A 17,947-nucleotide genomic window follows, 5' to 3' on the forward strand; every position below is an offset into this window, starting at 1 on the left:
GAGCCGGCCGGACGCGCACCCGCACCCCGGCGGGCCCCGCCCGCGCTCACCCGGCCCTCAGGAACAGCAGCGACCGCGCGGGCACCGTGACCGCCTCGCCCGCCGGGTGGACCGTGCCCGGCGCCTCGGACTGCTCCTCGCGCGAGGTGTCGACCACCACCTCGTAGCGCTCCGCCCACGGCGGCCCCGGCAGCACGAAGACCGTCGGGCGGTCCCCGGCGTGCAGCACCGCGAGAAAGCTGTCGTCCAGGATCGGAACGCCCCGCTCGTCCCGGCCCGGGATGTCCCGACCGGACAGATACATGCCAAGCGTGGCGGCGGGGGCGTACCAGTCGCCCTCGGTCATCTCCTCGCCCCGCGGGGTGAACCAGGCCAGGTCGCGCAGCCCGGCCGCCGAGTGGGCGCGCCCGGAGAAGAAGGCCCGGCGGCGCAGCACCGGATGGCGGTGGCGCAGGGCGATCAGCCGGGAGGTCAGCTCGTACAGCGAGCGCCAGGCGGGATCGTCCAGCAGGGACCAGTCCACCCAGCTGATCTCGTTGTCCTGGCAGTAGGCGTTGTTGTTGCCGCGCTGGGTGCGCCCGAGTTCGTCACCGGCGACCAGCATCGGCACACCGGTGGACAGCAGCAGGGTCGTCATCAGGTTCCGCAACTGCCGGCGCCGCAGCGCCCGTACCCGCCCGTCGTCCGTCTCCCCCTCCGCGCCGCAGTTCCAGGAGCGGTTGTCGTCGGTGCCGTCGCGGTTGCCCTCGCCGTTGGCCGCGTTGTGCTTGCCGCCGTAGGAGACCAGGTCGCGCAGGGTGAAACCGTCGTGCGCGGTGACGAAGTTGACGGAGGCGTAGGGCCGCCGGCCGCCCCAGGCGTACAGGTCGCTCGAGCCGGACAGGCGGTAGCCCATCTCCCGCACGTCGGGCAGCGCGTGGCGCCAGAAGTCCCGCACGGTGTCCCGGTAGCGGTCGTTCCACTCGGTCCACAGCGGCGGGAAGGCGCCCACCTGGTAGCCGCCCGAGCCGATGTCCCACGGTTCCGCGATCAGCTTCACCCGGCGCAGCACCGGGTCCTGGGCGATCACCGCCAGAAAGGGGGACAGCATGTCGACGTCGTGCATCGAGCGGGCGAGCGCCGCCGCGAGGTCGAAGCGGAAGCCGTCCACGCCCATCTCGGTCACCCAGTAGCGCAGCGAGTCCGTGATCAGGCGCAGCACCTGGGGCTGGACCACGTGCAGGGTGTTGCCGCAGCCGGTGTAGTCGGCGTACCGGCGCGCGTCGTGCTGGAGCCGGTAGTAGCCCCGGTTGTCGATGCCCTTCAGGGAGAGCGCGGGCCCCAGTTCGCCCGCCTCGGCGGTGTGGTTGTAGACCACGTCCAGGATGACCTCGATGCCCGCCGCGTGCAGCGCGCGGACCATCCGCTTGAACTCGCCGACCTGGCCGCCTGTCGTCCCCGAGGCCGCGTAGGCCGCGTGCGGGGCGAAGTAGCCGATGGAGTTGTAGCCCCAGTAGTTCCTCAGGCCCCGCCGCAGCAGATGGTCCTCGTGGGCGAACTGGTGCACGGGGAGCAGTTCCACGGCCGTGACGCCCAGCCCGGTGAGGTGCTCCACCGCCGCCGGATGGGCGAGCCCGGCGTAGGTGCCGCGCAGCTCCTCGGGGATGCCGGGGTGCAGTCTGGTGAAGCCGCGTACGTGCAGTTCGTAGATGACGGAGTCCGCCCACGGTGTCTTGGGGCGGCGGTCGTCGGACCAGTCGTCGTCGTCATGGACCACGACGCCCTTGGGGACGTGCGGCGCGGAGTCCCGGTCGTCCCGGACGGTGTCGGCGACGTGCTGCTCCGGCCAGTCCCGGACGTGCCCGTAGACCTCCGGCGGCAGGCGGAACTCCCCGTCCACCGCGCGCGCGTACGGGTCGAGCAGCAGCTTCGCCGGGTTCCAGCGCGCACCGGTCCACGGGTCCCAGCGGCCGTGCACGCGGTAGCCGTAGCGCTGCCCGGGCATCACGCCTGGCACGAAGCCGTGCCAGATCTCGTGCGTCAGTTCGGTCAGCCGAACCTGTGTCTCCCGGCCCCGCTCGTCGAACAGGCACAGCCGGACCGCCTCCGCCCCGGCCGCCCACAGCGCGAAGTTGGTGCCCGCGACACCGTCCGGGCCGACCCGGAACCGGGCCCCCAGCGGGGTCGGCGCGCCCGGCCAGACGGGTGGTGCGGGCGGCACCCCGCGACGGGCGCCGCTCACCGCGGCCGTCGCCGGCCCGCTCCCGGCGGCCGGCTCCCCGGCCCGTGCCCGCTGCTCGGCTGCGCTCGTCACCAGTCGGCCCCTCTTTCAGTGGCTCGCCCGCGGGGCGCAGCGCGCCGCGCCGAACGGCCGGGCGCGCGCGGGCGCGCACCCGGCCGCCCGGAACGGCTGCGCCCCGGCGGCTCCGACGCGGGCTGGGGGAGCCCTCCCCGGCCGGGAAGAACTCCCCTTCGTGTCGTCCTCCCCACTGTTCTGCCCAGCACGGGCGTCGCACTCACGTTTCCCCGGAGCGTGCCCGCTCGTTGAGTCCCATGTGAGGCACGCACAAGGACGCGCACGGCGCGCGGGGGCCGCGCTGGCCGCCGTACTGACATGGGTGGGACTGCTGGCCGGCTGCACCGCGGGCGGCCACGGCGGTCCGGACATCGACCGGTTGCTCGGCGGACCGCCGGCCCCGAAGGACGCCATCCGGGTCACTCCGGGCGACGGCAGTACCGCCGTCCGGCCCCAGGAGCGGCTACGGGTCCGGGTGTCCGACGGGCGCCTGGAGAAGGTGAGCGTCGTGATGTCCCAGGACGCACAGGACGCCCCGGTCCCCGGGCACATCACCGCCGACGGACTGGGCTGGGAACCGGACGGCGACCGGCTGGCGCTGGCCGCCAAATACACCGTCGACGCGGTCGCCCTCGACTCCGAGGGCCGCCGCTCGGCCCGGCACAGCACGTTCACGACGTATGTGCCCGAGGAACGGTTCATCGGCTACGTCACCCCCGAGAACCGGGCCACCGTCGGCATCGGGATGATCGTCTCCCTCTCCTTCAACCGGGAGATCACCGACCGCGCCGCCGTCGAGCGCGCCGTGCGCGTGACCGCGAACCCGCCGGTGGAGATCCGCCCGCACTGGTTCGGCAAGGACCGGCTCGACTTCCGTCCCGAGCGCTACTGGAAGCCCGGTACCGAGGTCACCGTCGACCTCGGCCTCCGGGACGTGGAGGGCGCCCCCGGCGTCTACGGCCTGCAGGACAAGACGTTCACCTTCACCGTCGGCCGCGGCCAGGTCTCCCTGGTGGACGCGGCCCGGCACATGATGGAGGTGCGGCGCGACGGGCAGTTGCTGGCCACCGTGCCGATCACCGCGGGCGCCCCGAAGACCACCACCTACAACGGGAAGATGGTGGTGATGGAGATGCTCGAGGTCACCCGCATGAACAGCCGGACGGTCGGTTTCGGCGGCGAGTACGACATCCCCGACGTCCCGCACGCCATGCGGCTCACCGACTCCGGCACCTTCCTGCACGGCAACTACTGGTCGCCCGAGGCCCCCGGCAGCGTGAACGTCAGTCACGGCTGTGTCGGGCTCAGGGACGTCAAGGGCGGCGGCTCGGACACGCCCGCGGGCTGGTTCTTCGACCGCAGTCTCGTCGGTGACGTCGTCGAGGTCGTCAACAGCAAGGACAAAACAGTCGCTCCCGACAACGGGCTCGGAGGGTGGAACATGGCTTGGAAGGAGTGGAAAACGGGCAGTGCCGTCAAGTGAGCCGAACGGGCCGGGGGTTCGGACCGCGGCAGTCGGTTGAAGTTGCGACGGAACGGTGACCTTCGGCCGCCTCCCCGCTCGAAATCCTGCGGTTAACATGCGCACACCAAGTGTGGTGGGGAGCGGGCCTGACCTGGCCCGGCGAGGGGAGTGCAAGGTGAACGTGCGGCCGATATCGGGGGCATCGGTGGGGGGCCGGAGGTTCGGCCGCAAGGGGCTGACGCTCATATCCGGCGCTCTGCTCGTGGCCGTCACCGCGTGCGGCGGGGGCGGTGACCGGGAGTCCGGCACCGGAGCGGGGGACGGGAAGGGCCAGGACGCCGGCACGCGGCAGAGCGAGCAGTCCACGGCCGCCGTCAGCATCTCGCCCAAGTCCGGTGCCACCGGCGTCGACACCAGCGGCGCCCTGAAGGTGAGCGTCGCCAAGGGCAAGCTCACCGAGGTCACCGTCAAGGACGCCAAGGGCGCGAAGGTGGACGGCTCCGTCACCGGCGACGGAGCCGCCTGGAAGCCGTCGACCCATCTGGCCGCCGGCACCAAGTACAGCGTGCACGCGGTCGCGAAGGACTCCGCCGGCCGCGAGGCCGCCGAGGACTCCAGCTTCACCACGCTCACCCCGCGGAACACCTTCGTCGGTTACTTCACCCCCGAGGACGGCTCGACCGTCGGGGTGGGCATGCCGTTCTCCGTCCGCTTCACCCGGGGCATCACCAGCCCGGCGGACGTCGAGAAGGCCATCAGCGTCAGGACCGAGCCGGCCGTCGACGTCGAGGGGCACTGGTTCGGCAACGACCGCCTGGACTTCCGCCCGGAGAAGTACTGGAAGGAAGGCACCAAGGTCACCGTCGACCTCAACCTCGACGGCGTGGAGGGCCGCGACGGCGTCTACGGCAAGCAGCGCAAGACCGTGAAGTTCACCATCGGCCGCAACCAGGTGTCCGTCGTGGACGCCAAGAAGCACACCATGAAGGTCACCCAGGACGGCAAGGTCGTCAAGACCATCCCGGTCACCACCGGCAAGCCCGGCTACGAGACCTGGAACGGCCAGATGGTCATGAGCGAGAAGCTCGCCGTGACCCGCATGAACGGCGAGACCGTGGGCTACGGCGGCGAGTACGACATCAAGGACGTCCCGCACGCCATCCGCCTGACCAACTCCGGCACGTTCGTCCACGGCAACTACTGGGGTGGCGGCGCCTTCGGCAACTACAACGCCAGCCACGGCTGCGTCGGACTGCGCGACGTGCGCGGCGGATACGACAAGGGCGTTCCGGCGGCCTGGTTCTTCAACCACTCGATGCTCGGCGACGTGGTCGTCGTGAAGCACTCCCACGACCGGACGGTGGCCCCGGACAACGGGCTCAACGGCTGGAACATGTCGTGGGAGGACTGGAAGAAGTGAGCCCCGGTTCCCCGTCGCGGCGAGAGCCCGGTGGGGCTGGGCCGCCCCGGGGCGCGGGTGCGCCGTCGCTGATCGCGCGGTGCCCGCGCCCCTCCGGGGCCCTGGTGACGGGCGGCACCGCGTCAACCGCCGGCAGCCCCCGTGCTGTGCCTGCCCGGGGGCGACCCCCGGACCCCCGGCCGGTTGTGACGGACGGCACCGCGTCAACCGCCGTTAGCCCCCGTGCTGTGCCTGCCCGGGGGCGACCCCCGGACCCCCGGCCGGTTGTGACGGACGGCACCGCGTCAACCGCCGTTAGCCCCCGTTAACCTGCTCGGCATGACCGTGAATCTCGAAGTCGCCGAAGGTGTCGGAACGATCCGCCTGGACCGGCCGCCGATGAACGCGCTGGACGTGGCCACGCAGGACCGGCTGAAGGAACTCGCCGAGGAGGCCACGCGCCGCGAGGACGTGCGCGCCGTGGTGATCTACGGCGGTGAGCGGGTGTTCGCGGCGGGCGCGGACATCAAGGAGATGCAGGAGATGGACCACACCGCGATGGTCCTGCGCGCCCGCGCCCTGCAGGACTCCTTCACCGCCGTAGCCCGCATCCCCAAGCCCGTCGTCGCGGCCATCACCGGCTACGCCCTCGGCGGTGGCTGCGAGCTGGCCCTCTGCGCCGACTTCCGCATCGCCGCGGACAACGCCAAGCTGGGCCAGCCCGAGATCCTGCTCGGCCTGATCCCGGGCGCCGGCGGCACCCAGCGCCTGCCCCGGCTGGTCGGCCCCTCCAAGGCGAAGGACCTGATCTTCACCGGCCGCCAGGTGAAGGCCGACGAGGCGCTCGCCATCGGCCTGGTGGACCGGGTCGTCCCGGCCGCCGAGGTGTACGAGCAGGCGCACGCGTGGGCGGCGAGGCTCGCGCAGGGCCCCGCGATCGCGCTGCGCGCCGCGAAGGAATCCGTCGACACCGGTCTGGAGACCGACATCGACACCGGTCTGGCCGTCGAACGCAACTGGTTCGCGGGCCTTTTCGCCACCGAGGACCGCGAGCGCGGCATGCGCAGCTTCGTGGAGGAGGGGCCGGGCAAGGCCAAGTTCCTGTGACCCCCGGACGTGTGAACTCCCGCACATACGCTTGCAATTGACACGTTGTCTGATCCGGGTCCCTCGATGGGGCGGTTTATGGGAGCCTTAAATCCACCTTAAGCCTGCCTCGTCGAGGGAGCCTGACGCTTGCCCGGAAGTGAGTCGTCTCCGCAGGTCGGACGGTCTGTCGTCGGTCCTGTAATGCCTTCGGCATATGCCGGAGGGCTGGAGCGGGACGGGAGCGCGCGGGGGGCGTATTCCCCGGGAACGCCCACGGAGACGTCTCCGGACGGCCATCATGGGGGCATGGCGGGGCTGGAGGGCATCGGGCAGCCGCGGGGACACAGCCGTGCGGCCGCGGCGCGTTGGTCGCCCGCGGTCGAGGACGAGCGGGCGCTCAAGGCGCTCGAGCTCTTCGGCAACCCGACGGAGGCGGAGGTGCCGCTGCCGTCCCGCCCCGAGTCCGCGGCCACCGCGCGCCGGCTGGCCCAGGTCGTCGTCCTGCGGCACTGGGGGCTTACCCCCAAGATGACCGAGGACGCGGTCCTGCTCGTCTCCGAACTCGTCGGCAACGCCGTTCGGCACACCGGCGCCCGGGTCTTCGGCCTGCGGATGCGCCGGCGCCGCGGCTGGATCCGCGTGGAGGTCAGGGACCCCTCCCGCGGACTGCCCTGTCTGATGCCGGTTCAGGAGATGGACGTCAGCGGTCGCGGCCTGTTCCTGGTGGACAAACTCGCCGACCGCTGGGGCGTGGACCTGCTGCCGCGCGGCAAGACCACCTGGTTCGAGATGCGTGTCGCCGAGCGCGACACGGGCCGCTGACGCCACCGCGACCACCGCCCCCGCCCGCCCGGGCGGGGCGACCCGACATCCTCCTCCGATCGGGCCAATCGGGCGTTTTCTTACCCTTCACCCCTTAAATGGTGCGGGTGACCACGACCAACCGCCGCGAGGTGCTGCGCGCGGGCGCCGGGCTCGTCGCCGGGGGCGCGTTCGCCGCCGGTTGTGCGGGCGCTCCGGCCGCACCGAGCGCCACCGCCTCCGCCGACGCGTCCGCCCGCGCGTCCGGCCACCACGCGGCCACCTCCCGTGCCGCCCCCGCCCCCCGCTCCTATCCCGGGCAGCCCGCCCAGATCACCCACGGTCCGCGCGGCCGCCCCCGGGTCGCCCTCACCTTCCACGGCCAGGGCGACCCGGAGCTCGCCACCTCCCTGCTGGGCACCGCCGAACGCCACGGGGCCCGGCTGACCGTGCTGGCCGTCGGCACCTGGCTGGACGAGCACCCGGACCTCGCCCGCCGCGTCCTCGACGGCGGCCACGACCTCGGCAACCACACCCAGCGGCACGTCGCCGTCAACGCCATGTCACCGGCCGACGCCCGCAGGGAGATCACCGACTGCGCGGACCGGCTGAAGCGGCTCACCGGGTCCATCGGCACCTGGTTCCGGCCCTCCCGTTCCCCGACCGCCTCCGCCGAGGTCGCCGCACTGGCCCGCGCCGCCGGCTACCCGCACGTGCTGTCGTACGACGTCGACTCGCTCGACTACACCCGGCCCGGCGCCGACGCCATCACCCGCAAGGTCGCGGCCGAGGTCCGCCCCGGCTCGGTGGTGAGCCTGCACTTCGGCTATCCCGGCACGGTCACCGCCCTCCCCGCCGTACTCCACGAACTCGACCGCCGCGGACTGCGCGCGGTCACCACCACGGAGCTGCTGAGCTGATGCGAACCACGAAAGCCGCCCGCCTGCTGGCCGCCGGAACCGCCCTCACCGCCCTGACCCTGCTGTCCGCGTGCGGCGCCTCCCAGCACCGCGAGAACGAGGCCATCGGCAGCAAGGCGCCCGTCCAGCCGCAGGCGAAGAAGCCGCGGGTGGACGTACTGCCGGGGATGCCGCCGGTGGAGGACCCCAGCGACGTCTACGCCGCCGACCGCCCGGGCCGGCTCTCGCCGGTGGTCGAGGGCTTCCCCTCCCGGGTCTACGTGCCCAACACCAACTCCGACACCGTCACGGTCATCGACCCGAAGACGTACAAGATCATCGAGACGATCCGGGTGGGCCGCCAGCCGCAGCACGTCGTGCCCTCCTGGGACCTGAGGACGCTGTGGGTCAACAACGACCTCGGCAACTCCCTCACCCCCATCGATCCGCGGACCGGCAAGGCGGGCAAGCCGGTCGACGTGCACGACCCGTACAACCTGTACTTCACGCCCGACGGCAAGTACGCCGTCGTCATGGCCTCCAAGGACCGCCGCCTGGTCTTCCGCGACGCGCACACCATGAAGGAGGTCAAGGCCGTCCCGGTCGACTGCGCCGGCGTCAACCACGCCGACTTCTCCCTCGACGGCCGCTACTTCATCGTCTCCTGCGAGTTCAGCGGCGAGCTGCTCAAGGTCGACACCGCGCGGATGGAGGTGATCGGCCGGCAGAAGCTGGACGTGCGCGGCGCCATGCCCCAGGACGTGAAGATCTCACCGGACGGCAAGCGGTTCTACATCGCCGACATGGTGGCCAACGGCCTGTGGGTCCTCGACGGCGACACCTTCGGCCGGCCGGCGTTCCTCGCCACCGGCAAGGGCACGCACGGCCTGTACGTCAGCCGCGACTCCCGCGAGATGTACGTCTCCAACCGCGGCGAGGGCTCCATCTCCGTCTTCGACTTCACCCGGAACCGGCTCACCAAGAAGTGGCACCTGCCCGGCGGCGGCAGCCCCGACATGGGCGGGGTCTCGGCCGACGGCAAGGTGCTGTGGCTCTCCGGCCGCTACAACGCCGAGGTGTACGCCATCGACACCCGCACCGGCACCCAACTGGCCCGCATCAAGGTCGGCAGCGGTCCGCACGGGCTCGCCGTCTACCCCCAGCCGGGCCGCTACTCCCTCGGCCACACCGGCGTCTTCCGCTGAGCGGGGTGCGTCAGGGGGCGAGCAGCAGCGCCTCCGCGCCCACCACGCGGTAGCCGGCCGCCTGGAACGCCCGCACGCTGCGGGCGTTCCCCGGCGCCGCCTGGGCCCACAGCGGCTCCCCCGCCAGGTGCCGGGCCGCCGTCACCAGGGCCCGGCCCAGCCCCCGGTGCCGCGCCCCCTCGTACACCTCGACGCTCACCTCCAGCCGTCCGCCGACGCCGCGCCCCAGGACCAGCACCCCGCCGTCCGCCGTCCAGGCCCGTACCCCGTCGCGCCGACGGCGGGCGTAGGCGATGCGCGGGTGGCCGGCGTCCTCGATCTCGGTCAGCGCGAGCGCCGGTGCGCCGGGCAGCGGTGAGCCGACCAGCAGCGCGTCGACGGTCTCCGCCCGGCGCCCCGTGCGGGCCAGGAGGGCGGCCAGGAAGACGGGGTTCAGCGCCGCGGACAGCGGATCGCAGTCCACCGCGTCCAGCGTCTCGCGCACCCACCGCGGGTTCTCGTCCGTGAAGACGACGGAGTGCGCGGTGAAGGCCAGCACCCCCGCGTCCCGCGCCCCGTGCTGGGGTACGACCGTCGTACGGCCGTCGGCCGGCGGGAACACCCCGCGCGCCGCGGCGTCCAGTATGTCCCGCAGGGTCTCCAACCCACCGCTCCTTGTGTCTCCACCGACTGGAAGGCCCAGACTCGCAGACGTGATCGACGACGGCACCGCACTTCTCACCATCGGCGAGCTGGCGCGGGCCACCGGCCTCCCGGTTCGCTCCCGGTAGCGGGCGAGCCGGGGATTGTGGGAGGCCTTCATGCGTTCGAGGACGGCCGCCGGGTCGGCGTCGCCGAGCAGATCCCGCAGCACCCGCCCGGCCTCCGGCGCGCCGGGGGCGACACCGCGCTCGCGTGCCGGCCCCACCAGCTGGACGAGCCGGCTGAAGAACCACATGGACGCCCCGCGCGGGGTGTCCGGCCCCCGGTCGGCGGCGTTGAACTCGGCGGCCTCGCGCATCCGCGCCCGGAACTCCGGGTCCTGGACCATCTCGGCCACTGCTCGGTGTGCTGAAGGGAGCGCCCGTCCCGGCGCACGAGGAGGACTTCGCCTGGGTGGTCGCCGCACTGGAGGCGCACACGGACCGTTAATCTGACCAGCGTCAGTACGCCAGCACGGCATGAAGAACGCGAACATAAGGGGCGGATCGGTGGCGGACATCGAGGAAGCACGCAAGCAGTTCCAGCGGATCGACGCGGACGGTGACGGTTTCATCACCGCGGCGGAGTTCAAGTCCGCCCTCGCCCAGGGGGGTGACTGGAACGTCACCGACACGGTGGCGGAGGCCGTCATCCGGACCCGTGACCTCAACGGCGACAAGGTCCTGTCGTTCGACGAGTTCTGGGCCTACCTGAGCAAGTGACGTGCCCGGAGGGGGTGCCGTCCCGCAGCGGGACGGCACCCCCTCCGTCACGACTTCCGCCGGGCCCCGGCGCCCGCGTACCCCCATTCGCCGTAACGGCCGGAATAGCCCGGCGCCGCGCGTGGTTGTCGCCCAGGTCAGAAGCATGCACATGCATGGACTGGGAAGGTCTGTCATGAAGATCGGCATCATCGGCGCGGGCAACATCGGCGGCAATCTGACCCGGCGGCTCACCGCACTCGGGCACGACGTGTCCGTGGCCAACTCGCGGGGACCCGAGACCCTGAAGGCCCTGGCCGAGGAGACCGGCGCGACGGCGGTGCGGGCCGAGGAGGCCGCGGAGGGCGCCGAGGTCGTCGTGGTCACCGTCCCCCTGAAGGCGGTCCCCGGACTCCCTTCCGGCCTGCTGTCCGGCGCCGCCGAGGGGGTGGCCGTGATCGACACCGGCAACTACTACCCGCAGCAGCGCGACGGCCGGATCGCCGGGATCGAGGACGAGGGCCTGACCGAGAGCCGCTGGACCGAGCGGCACCTCCGGCACCCCGTGGTCAAGGCGTTCAACGGCACCTACGCCCAGGACATCCTGGACCGCCCCCGCCCGGCCGGCGACCCCGAGCGGATGGCGCTGCCGGTCGCCGGTGACGACGAGGCCGCCAAGCGGATCGTCCGCGACCTCATCGACGAGCTCGGCTTCGACACGGTCGACGCGGGCGGCATCGACGACTCCTGGCGCCAGCAGCCGGACACCCCGGTCTACGGCCTGCGGGCGGGCGCCGACGCGGTCCGCGAGGCCCTTTCCAAGGCCTCCCCGGAACGGCCGGCGGCCTTCCGCGGCTGACCCGCCGACGGCGTCGTCAGGGCGTGGCCCACTTCCGCAGGGCCGCCTTGTCCGCGAAGGCGGCCACGTCCTTGTCGTGGGGCTCGCTGCTGTACTGGTGGAAGCGCCACTTGGCCTTGATGCGGGGGTGCCCCGCGCTCACGTAGTCGGCGATCCACAGGCCGTCGCCGGCATAGGAGGTGCGGTCCTTGTTCAGCCAGTAGTCGCGGTTGGTGTACAGCAGCACCCTGTTGTGCGGGCGCAGTTGCTTCACCGTCCGGATGAACAGGTCCTTCTCGGCGTTGCTCGCGTGGTTGCCCTCGCTGGTGGTCTCCCAGTCGACGGCGAGCAGTTCACCCGCCTTCTCCGGGGCGTGCCGGACGAAGTACTCGGCCTGGGCGGTGATGTGTCCCGGCCACAGGAAGTGGTAGTAGCCGACGACCAGCCCCGCGTCGCGGCCGTGCTTGGTCTGCGCGGAGAGCCGGGGGTTGACGTACGAACGACCCTCCGTCGCCTTGATGAAGACGAAGGAGAGGCCGTCCGTGCCGTAGGACGAGGACTGGTACGCGCTCACGTCGATGCCGTGCAGCATGGGGGGACCCCCCTGGGGTGCCGTGGGGTTACAGGAGTCGACTCATATATGCCCCGTCCGGCACGAGAGATCCGTCCCGCGCCCTTGGCCGCCGTCGCCGGCGGCCCCCTCGGCGCGGGTCTCGCACGCCGTGCCGGATCAGCCCCGGGTCGTCACCGAGCCCAGTACCGAGGCCGGCTCGGCGGCCCAGTCGGAGGTGATGACGCTGGCGTGGTTCCTGGCCAGCAGGGCGAGGCGGGCGGCGACTTCGGCCTCCGTGGGGTCGGTCGAGGAGATCGCGGGTGACACTCCGTCGGCGCCCGTGGTGATCAGGATGTAGTGGTTCGCGGCGTAGAACGAGGTGTCGTAGCCCTTGTCCACGTAGGTCGCCGCGTCCCCGTCGAAGAACACGAACCAGGGCCGGATCGAGGCGTCGTACCGGCCGGCGCGCGGATCGCCGTTCTCGGCGCCGAGGACCGCCGGGAACGCCTGGGCCGCGGAGATCCGGCCGGCCGCGGACAGGTCCCGCAGATGGTCGCCGTACTCCTTGTCCGTCCAGTAGTGGTCGAACGGGTTGGACTGCTCCACCGTGCCCGGGATCAGTTCGAACAGGAACTTGCCCCGCATGGCGTCCCGGGAGGGCCAGGCGTCGGCCCTGGCGGCCGCGTCGAGGGTGGAGTGGGTGCCGCCCAGCAGGTCGGCCGGCCGGTAGACGCTGCCGCCGAGCCTGCCCGACACCAGGGTGTCGAACTCGTCGGGGCCCATCCCGGCCCGGTCGTTGAAGCCCACCTTCATCTCCACCTTGAAGACGATCGGCGGATGGTCGGGGTGGAGCCGGTTCCAGGCGGCGATGTTGTCCAGGCAGCCGCCGAGGTCCTGGTTGCGGCTCTTGCCGTACAGCTCGTCCGGGTTCTTCGCGGCCTCGCAGTTGTTGTCGTTGCCGAGCGGGTTGCTGTGGCTGACCCGCCACCGGTGGCTCAGGCTGTCGACGTACACGTCCAGTTCCAGCAGCGAGGCCCCCGAGTCCAGCGCCTGCGCGAAGTACGCGTACTTGTCCTTCTCGTACGCGTTGTGCGTCCCGATCGCCGTGACGTCGGAGAACCTGGGCGCCTCCGCCGCCGCGTGGCCCGCTCCCACCGCCAGCATCGCGGCGGCCCCCACGGACGCCACCACCCGTCTGACTCCGCGCATCCGTCAACTCCCTTGTCTCGCGGTCAAGTTGGCGGAAGCGTAGAAGCGGGCGGTTACCGAGGGGTAGCCCCTGGAGGAACATCATCACCGCGTGCGGCAGGCGGGCGGGTGCCCGGCCGCGGCCGGGCCGCACCGTCCCGGCCCGCCGGCTTCCGGTCAGTTCACCAGACCCAGGCGGGCCGCGGTCACTCCGGCCTCGAAGCGGCTGGAGGTGCCGAGTTTCTCCATGATCTGGTTCATCAGGCGGCGCAGGGTGCGGTCCGAGCAGGCCAGCCGGCGGGCGATGGTCTCGTCCTTGGCGCCGGTGGCCAGCAGCGCCAGCACCTCGCGTTCCTGCGCGGACAGTTCGCAGCCGGCGCGCCCGCGTCCGGGCCGGCTCTCGGTGTGCGGCCGGGCGAGGTCCCAGGCGTGGGTGAAGACCGCGCAGAAGCACCGGGCGACGGGCGTGCTGTGCAGGATGACGTCGCCGCCCTCGCCCTGCGGCCCGGGTCCCGCCCCGATGATGACGATCGCCCGGTCCAGGATGTTCATGTGCAGCGGCACCGTCGGGGCGACCCGCACCTCGGCCCCGGCGTCGGCCAGCGCGTTCAGGTAGCGGGCGGGCGCCTGTGAGCGGACCGCCTGCTGGGACGTCAGCATGCGCATCCGGACGCCGTTCGCCAGCATGTCCAGGTCTCCTGCGAGGCTGGCGTCGAGGACCTGCGCGTCGGGGAAGGAGTTGCGCATCGCGAGGAACTCCTCCCGGCTGAGCGCGTCCAGTTCCGCCAGCCGCTTGCGGGTGTGCTCCCGGTCCGCGAAGTACTCGGTCTCCACCGCTTCCCGGGCGTCGAACCGCGGGGCCGTCAGCAGGGACAGCACGTCGTCCAGCGCCTCGGCGTCCCGGCCGGCCCTCTCGGCCGTCTCCCGCAGCCGGCGCCCGTGCTCCGAGACGATGTGCCGCAGGGCCCGGTCCGGGGTGCTCAGCCGCTCACCGCCGGGGGCGAGGAGCCACCGGTCGGCGAGCCACCGGGTCAGCTCGGGGGACAGGCCCCGCAGTTCCTCCCGTTCGGCGGCGGCGTCCCGGGCCCCCGTCGCCGTGATCCGCCCGGCCGCGGCCAGGTAGGCCGCCCGCGCCTCGGCGGCGGTCGGCGGCCGGTCGTGCGAAGGGTTCTGCGCCGCAGGCATGCGCGCACGATACGGGCCCGTCCCGGGGGAGGCCAGGGACGTCGCGCGGACGGACCGGCCCGGCGGCCGCACTGGCCGGAAGCGGACGTGCCGGAAACGGACAGGAGCGGACGGACCGTACGGCGGTTAACCTCGTCGCCGCCCGCCCAAATCCTCGTGACCCCCGGTGCGCCTCCCCGATCCACCTCGCACCGGGAGCCGTCGAGGAGCCGGCGCGGACCTCTGGATCCGGCCGGTTCCGCACGGCGAGGCTTGACCTGTACTTGGCATGCGCATGCTCAATACGCAGTGCGGGACCGCTCACCCGGGTCCCCACCCCCACCCGCATCGGCCGGGAGGCGCGGCACCACCACGCCCCGCCTCCCGTTTCCTCCCACCCCACAAAGGAGACACGGTGCTTCGAAGAATCTCCCCGACCGGCCTGTCCCTGACCGGTGTCACCCTGGCCGCCGCACTGGGCCTGGTGGCGCTCCCCGCGAGCGCCGCGCCGGCCTCCGAGGGCACCATCACCGCGGCCGCTCCGGCCACCCTCGCGGCCGCGCCCGACATCGACGTCACCAAGGTCCAGGCGCACCTGACCGAGCTGAACGCCATAGCGACCCGCAACGGCGGCAACCGCAGATCGACCACCCAGGGCTACCGCGACTCGGTCGCCTACGTGAAGGGCAAGCTCCAGGCGGCCGGTTACACGGTCACCGAGCAGGCCTGCACCTCCGGCTGCACCAGCGGCGCCGGACCCAACCTGATCGCCGAGTGGCCGCACGGCGACGCGTCGAAGGTGTACATGTTCGGCTCGCACCTCGACAGCGTCTCCGCCGGACCCGGCATCAACGACAACGGCTCCGGCAGCGCCACCCTCCTGGAGGTCGCGCTGAAACTCGCCGAGACCAACCCGTCGATGGCGGCCCGCGTCCGCTTCGGCTGGTGGACGGACGAGGAGCAGGGCCTCAACGGCTCGGACTTCTACGTCCGTTCACTGACCTCCGCCCAGCGCTCGGCGATCAAGGCCTACTACAACTTCGACATGGTCGCCTCGCGCAACGGCGGCTACTTCATCAACCACATCACCTCCGCGGCCGCCGCCCCGATGAAGGCGTACTGGGACTCGCTGAACCTGCAGCCCGAGGAGAACACCGAGGGCGCGGGCCGTTCCGACGACTACTCCTTCGAGAACTACGGCATCCCCACCTCCGGCTACGCCATGGGTGCGAGCGCCCGCAAGACCTCGGCGCAGGCGGCCAAGTGGGGCGGCACGGCGAACGCCGCGTACGACAGCTGCTACCACTCCTCCTGCGACACCACCGCCAACATCAACGCCACCGGACTGAACCGCAGCGCCGACGGCGTCGCCTACACCCTGTGGTCCCAGGCGGTCTCGGCGACCGTCCCGGCCGACGACTTCTCCCTCTCGGCGAGCCCCGCCACGGGCAGCACCGCCCCGGGCACCTCGCTGAGCACCACCGTGTCCACCGCCACGACCAACGGCTCGGCCCAGACCGTCAGCCTCTCCGCCTCGGGCGCCCCCGCCGGGGTCACGGTCTCCTTCAGTCCGGCCTCGGTGACCTCCGGCGGCTCGTCCACGGCGACGGTCACCGTCGGTTCCTCCGTGGCGCCGGGTACGTACAACCTCACCATCAGCGGCGCCGGCTCCACCACGCACACCGCGCAGTACACGCTGACCGTCACCGGCTCCGGCGGCTGCACGGCCTCCCAGGCGGTCTCCAACGGCGGCTTCGAGAGCGGCACTTCGCCGTGGACCGGGGACACCGGCTCGATCGGCGCGTTCAGCGGCCAGTCCGCGCACTCCGGCACCCGGTACGCGTGGCTGGCTGGCTACGGCTCCACGGCCACCGACACGGTCAGCCAGACCGTGACGATCCCGGCCGGCTGCACCAGGGCGACCCTGAAGTACTGGCTGCACATCGACACCGGCGAGTCGGGCTCCACGGCGTACGACACCTTCCAGGTCAAGGTCAACGGGACCGCGAAGCAGACGTACTCCAACGCCAACGCGGCCACGGGGTACACCGAGCGCACGCTGGACCTGAGCCAGTACATCGGCCAGCAGATCACGCTGGCCTTCACGGGCTCCGAGGACTCCAGCCTGCAGACCAGCTTCGTCGTCGACGACGTCACCCTGACGACCGGCTGATCACCCGCGGCACGGCGAGGGGAGGCGGAGCCCCGGCCCGCCTCCCGCTCTCCGCGCCTCGGCTCCGGCGGCGCCCCGCGTGACGCGGGGTGCCGCTCAGCACTCGATGATGTTCACCGCCAGCCCGCCCCGGGCCGTCTCCTTGTACTTCACCGACATGTCGGCGCCGGTGTCCTTCATCGTCTTGATGACCTTGTCCAGGGACACCTTGTGCGAGCCGTCGCCGCGCATCGCCATCTTCGCCGCGGTGACCGCCTTCACCGCGGCCATGCCGTTGCGCTCGATGCAGGGGATCTGGACCAGGCCGCCCACGGGGTCGCAGGTCAGGCCGAGGTTGTGCTCCATGCCGATCTCGGCCGCGTTCTCCACCTGCTCGGGGCTGCCGCCCAGCACCTCGGCGAGGGCGCCCGCGGCCATCGAGCAGGCGGAGCCGACCTCGCCCTGGCAGCCGACCTCGGCGCCGGAGATGGAGGCGTTCTCCTTGAAGAGCATGCCGATGGCGCCGGCCGCGAGGAGGAAGCGGACCACGCCGTCCTCGTCGGCGCCCGGCACGAAGTTGATGTAGTAGTGCAGGACCGCCGGGATGATGCCCGCCGCGCCGTTCGTCGGAGCGGTGACCACGCGGCCGCCGGCCGCGTTCTCCTCGTTCACCGCCATCGCGTAGAGGGTGATCCACTCCATCGCGTGCGCGAGCGGGTCGCCCTCGGCGCGCAGCTGGCGGGCCGAGACGGCCGCGCGGCGGCGCACCTTCAGACCGCCGGGCAGGATGCCCTCCCGGGACATGCCCCGCCGCACGCACTCGCGCATGACCCGCCAGATCTCCAGCAGGCCCGCCCGGATCTCGTCCTCGGTGCGCCAGGCGCGCTCGTTCTCCAGCATCAGGGAGGAGATCGACAGACCCGTCTCCCGGGTCAGGCGCAGCAGCTCGTCACCGGTGCGGAACGGGTACTTCAGGACCGTGTCGTCCAGCACGATGCGGTCCGCGCCGACCGCGTCCTCGTCCACGACGAAGCCGCCGCCGACCGAGTAGTACGTCTTGGAGAGCAGCTCCGTGCCGGCCGCGTCGAAGGCCCACACCGTCATGCCGTTGGCGTGGTAGGGCAGCGCCTTGCGGCGGTGCAGGACCAGGTCGTCGTCGAAGGAGAAGGCGATCTCGTGCTCGCCGAGCAGCGAGATCCGGCCCGACCGCCTGATCCCCTCCACCCGTTCGTCGGCCGACTCCACGTCCACCGTGCGGGGCGAGGCGCCCTCCAGACCGAGCAGCACCGCCTTCGGGGTGCCGTGGCCGTGGCCGGTCGCGCCGAGCGAGCCGTACAGCTCGCAGCGCACGGAGGCGACGGCGTCCAGCAGGTCCTCGTTGCGCAGCCGGCGGGCGAACATGCGCGCCGCGCGCATCGGACCGACCGTGTGGGAGCTGGACGGGCCGATGCCGATCGAGAACAGGTCGAAGACCGAGATGGCCACGGAAACTCCTCAATACGGGGTGGTGCGGGTGCGGCACCGCGCACACCTTCCA

General features: G+C 72.1%; 15 protein-coding genes and 1 pseudogene. 9 read left to right on the forward strand and 7 right to left on the reverse strand.

Translation table 11 applies throughout. The features are described from left to right. Positions 1-46: 46 nt before the first annotated feature. On the reverse strand, positions 47-2,293 hold the full coding sequence (gene glgX / locus ACWCPN_RS19140; RefSeq protein WP_451207465.1) for a glycogen debranching protein GlgX: 2,247 nt from the start codon (positions 2,291-2,293) through the stop codon (positions 47-49). Between the two features lie 241 nt (positions 2,294-2,534). Here glgX and ACWCPN_RS19145 point away from each other — a divergent pair, with 241 nt between their 5' ends. The 6 genes from ACWCPN_RS19145 to ACWCPN_RS19170 all read left to right on the forward strand — a co-directional run bounded on the left by ACWCPN_RS19145 (position 2,535) and on the right by ACWCPN_RS19170 (position 9,133). Further along, the gene (locus ACWCPN_RS19145; protein WP_451207470.1) at positions 2,535-3,758 is read left to right on the forward strand and encodes a L,D-transpeptidase; all 1,224 of its coding nucleotides are present in this window, start codon (positions 2,535-2,537) and stop codon (positions 3,756-3,758) included. A 157-nt stretch (positions 3,759-3,915) separates the two neighbouring features. Then, positions 3,916-5,160: a L,D-transpeptidase gene (locus ACWCPN_RS19150; RefSeq protein ID WP_451207472.1), complete on the forward strand. Its 1,245-nt coding sequence runs from the start codon at positions 3,916-3,918 to the stop codon at positions 5,158-5,160. Positions 5,161-5,478: 318 nt separating this feature from the next. Next, positions 5,479-6,246: an enoyl-CoA hydratase/isomerase family protein gene (locus ACWCPN_RS19155; protein WP_199212081.1), complete on the forward strand. Its 768-nt coding sequence runs from the start codon at positions 5,479-5,481 to the stop codon at positions 6,244-6,246. A 288-nt stretch (positions 6,247-6,534) separates the two neighbouring features. Beyond that, entirely contained in the window at positions 6,535-7,050 is a 516-nt protein-coding gene (locus ACWCPN_RS19160) for an ATP-binding protein (RefSeq protein WP_365130151.1), read from the forward strand. A 98-nt stretch (positions 7,051-7,148) separates the two neighbouring features. Continuing rightward, entirely contained in the window at positions 7,149-7,949 is an 801-nt protein-coding gene (locus ACWCPN_RS19165; RefSeq protein WP_451207475.1) for a polysaccharide deacetylase family protein, read from the forward strand. Continuing rightward, positions 7,949-9,133 (forward strand): YVTN family beta-propeller repeat protein, encoded by a 1,185-nt coding sequence (locus ACWCPN_RS19170; protein WP_451207477.1) that lies wholly within the window; start codon positions 7,949-7,951, stop codon positions 9,131-9,133. Before ACWCPN_RS19165 ends, ACWCPN_RS19170 begins: the two co-directional genes overlap by 1 nt. Before the next feature lie 10 nt (positions 9,134-9,143). Here ACWCPN_RS19170 and ACWCPN_RS19175 read toward each other — a convergent pair whose 3' ends face one another. Next, a complete protein-coding gene (locus tag ACWCPN_RS19175; protein ID WP_451208032.1) occupies positions 9,144-9,776 on the reverse strand; it encodes a GNAT family N-acetyltransferase in 633 nt (210 codons plus the stop codon). Positions 9,777-9,893: 117 nt separating this feature from the next. Beyond that, positions 9,894-10,172, reverse strand: a pseudogene (locus tag ACWCPN_RS19180) (MerR family transcriptional regulator); the annotation flags it as partial. Between the two features lie 151 nt (positions 10,173-10,323). Between ACWCPN_RS19180 and ACWCPN_RS19185 the strand changes: the two are divergent. Both ACWCPN_RS19185 and ACWCPN_RS19190 read left to right on the forward strand, forming a co-directional pair. Continuing rightward, a complete protein-coding gene (locus ACWCPN_RS19185; RefSeq protein WP_199213668.1) occupies positions 10,324-10,536 on the forward strand; it encodes an EF-hand domain-containing protein in 213 nt (70 codons plus the stop codon). A 151-nt stretch (positions 10,537-10,687) separates the two neighbouring features. Beyond that, on the forward strand, positions 10,688-11,374 hold the full coding sequence (locus tag ACWCPN_RS19190) for an NADPH-dependent F420 reductase (RefSeq protein ID WP_451207479.1): 687 nt from the start codon (positions 10,688-10,690) through the stop codon (positions 11,372-11,374). Between the two features lie 16 nt (positions 11,375-11,390). On the opposite strand, the gene ACWCPN_RS19195 is transcribed toward ACWCPN_RS19190, so the two are convergent. The 3 genes from ACWCPN_RS19195 to ACWCPN_RS19205 form a co-directional block, all read right to left on the reverse strand. Then, entirely contained in the window at positions 11,391-11,945 is a 555-nt protein-coding gene (locus ACWCPN_RS19195) for a GH25 family lysozyme (protein ID WP_199212085.1), read from the reverse strand. 138 nt (positions 11,946-12,083) lie between these two features. Then, positions 12,084-13,115 carry a phosphatidylinositol-specific phospholipase C domain-containing protein gene (locus tag ACWCPN_RS19200; protein WP_451207482.1) on the reverse strand — a complete coding sequence of 344 codons (1,032 nt, stop codon included), beginning with the start codon at positions 13,113-13,115 and terminating at the stop codon, positions 12,084-12,086. Positions 13,116-13,271: 156 nt separating this feature from the next. Further along, a complete protein-coding gene (locus ACWCPN_RS19205; RefSeq protein ID WP_451207485.1) occupies positions 13,272-14,279 on the reverse strand; it encodes a LuxR C-terminal-related transcriptional regulator in 1,008 nt (335 codons plus the stop codon). A gap of 394 nt (positions 14,280-14,673) precedes the next feature. Between ACWCPN_RS19205 and ACWCPN_RS19210 the strand changes: the two genes are divergently transcribed. Further along, positions 14,674-16,431, forward strand: coding sequence for a M28 family peptidase (locus ACWCPN_RS19210; RefSeq protein WP_451207487.1), 1,758 nt, complete (start codon positions 14,674-14,676; stop codon positions 16,429-16,431). A gap of 96 nt (positions 16,432-16,527) precedes the next feature. Here the strand turns inward: ACWCPN_RS19210 and ACWCPN_RS19215 are convergent, their stop codons facing one another. Further along, positions 16,528-17,895 carry an L-serine ammonia-lyase gene (locus ACWCPN_RS19215; RefSeq protein WP_365130144.1) on the reverse strand — a complete coding sequence of 456 codons (1,368 nt, stop codon included), beginning with the start codon at positions 17,893-17,895 and terminating at the stop codon, positions 16,528-16,530. Positions 17,896-17,947 lie beyond the last annotated feature (52 nt).

The organism is Streptomyces sp. NPDC002386 (assembly GCF_053593175.1).

What these genes read in the sequence shown, in the direction of transcription:
- ACWCPN_RS19155 (WP_199212081.1), top strand. Translation starts at nt 5,479, where the DNA reads ATGACCGTGAATCTCGAAGTCGCCGAAGGTGTCGGAACGATCCGCCTG.
- ACWCPN_RS19160 (WP_365130151.1), top strand. Translation starts at nt 6,535, where the DNA reads ATGGCGGGGCTGGAGGGCATCGGGCAGCCGCGGGGACACAGCCGTGCG.
- ACWCPN_RS19165 (WP_451207475.1), top strand. Translation starts at nt 7,149, where the DNA reads ATGGTGCGGGTGACCACGACCAACCGCCGCGAGGTGCTGCGCGCGGGC.
- ACWCPN_RS19170 (WP_451207477.1), top strand. Translation starts at nt 7,949, where the DNA reads ATGCGAACCACGAAAGCCGCCCGCCTGCTGGCCGCCGGAACCGCCCTC.
- ACWCPN_RS19190 (WP_451207479.1), top strand. Translation starts at nt 10,688, where the DNA reads ATGCATGGACTGGGAAGGTCTGTCATGAAGATCGGCATCATCGGCGCG.
- ACWCPN_RS19195 (WP_199212085.1), bottom strand. Translation starts at nt 11,945, where the DNA reads ATGCTGCACGGCATCGACGTGAGCGCGTACCAGTCCTCGTCCTACGGC.
- ACWCPN_RS19200 (WP_451207482.1), bottom strand. Translation starts at nt 13,115, where the DNA reads ATGCGCGGAGTCAGACGGGTGGTGGCGTCCGTGGGGGCCGCCGCGATG.
- ACWCPN_RS19205 (WP_451207485.1), bottom strand. Translation starts at nt 14,279, where the DNA reads ATGCCTGCGGCGCAGAACCCTTCGCACGACCGGCCGCCGACCGCCGCC.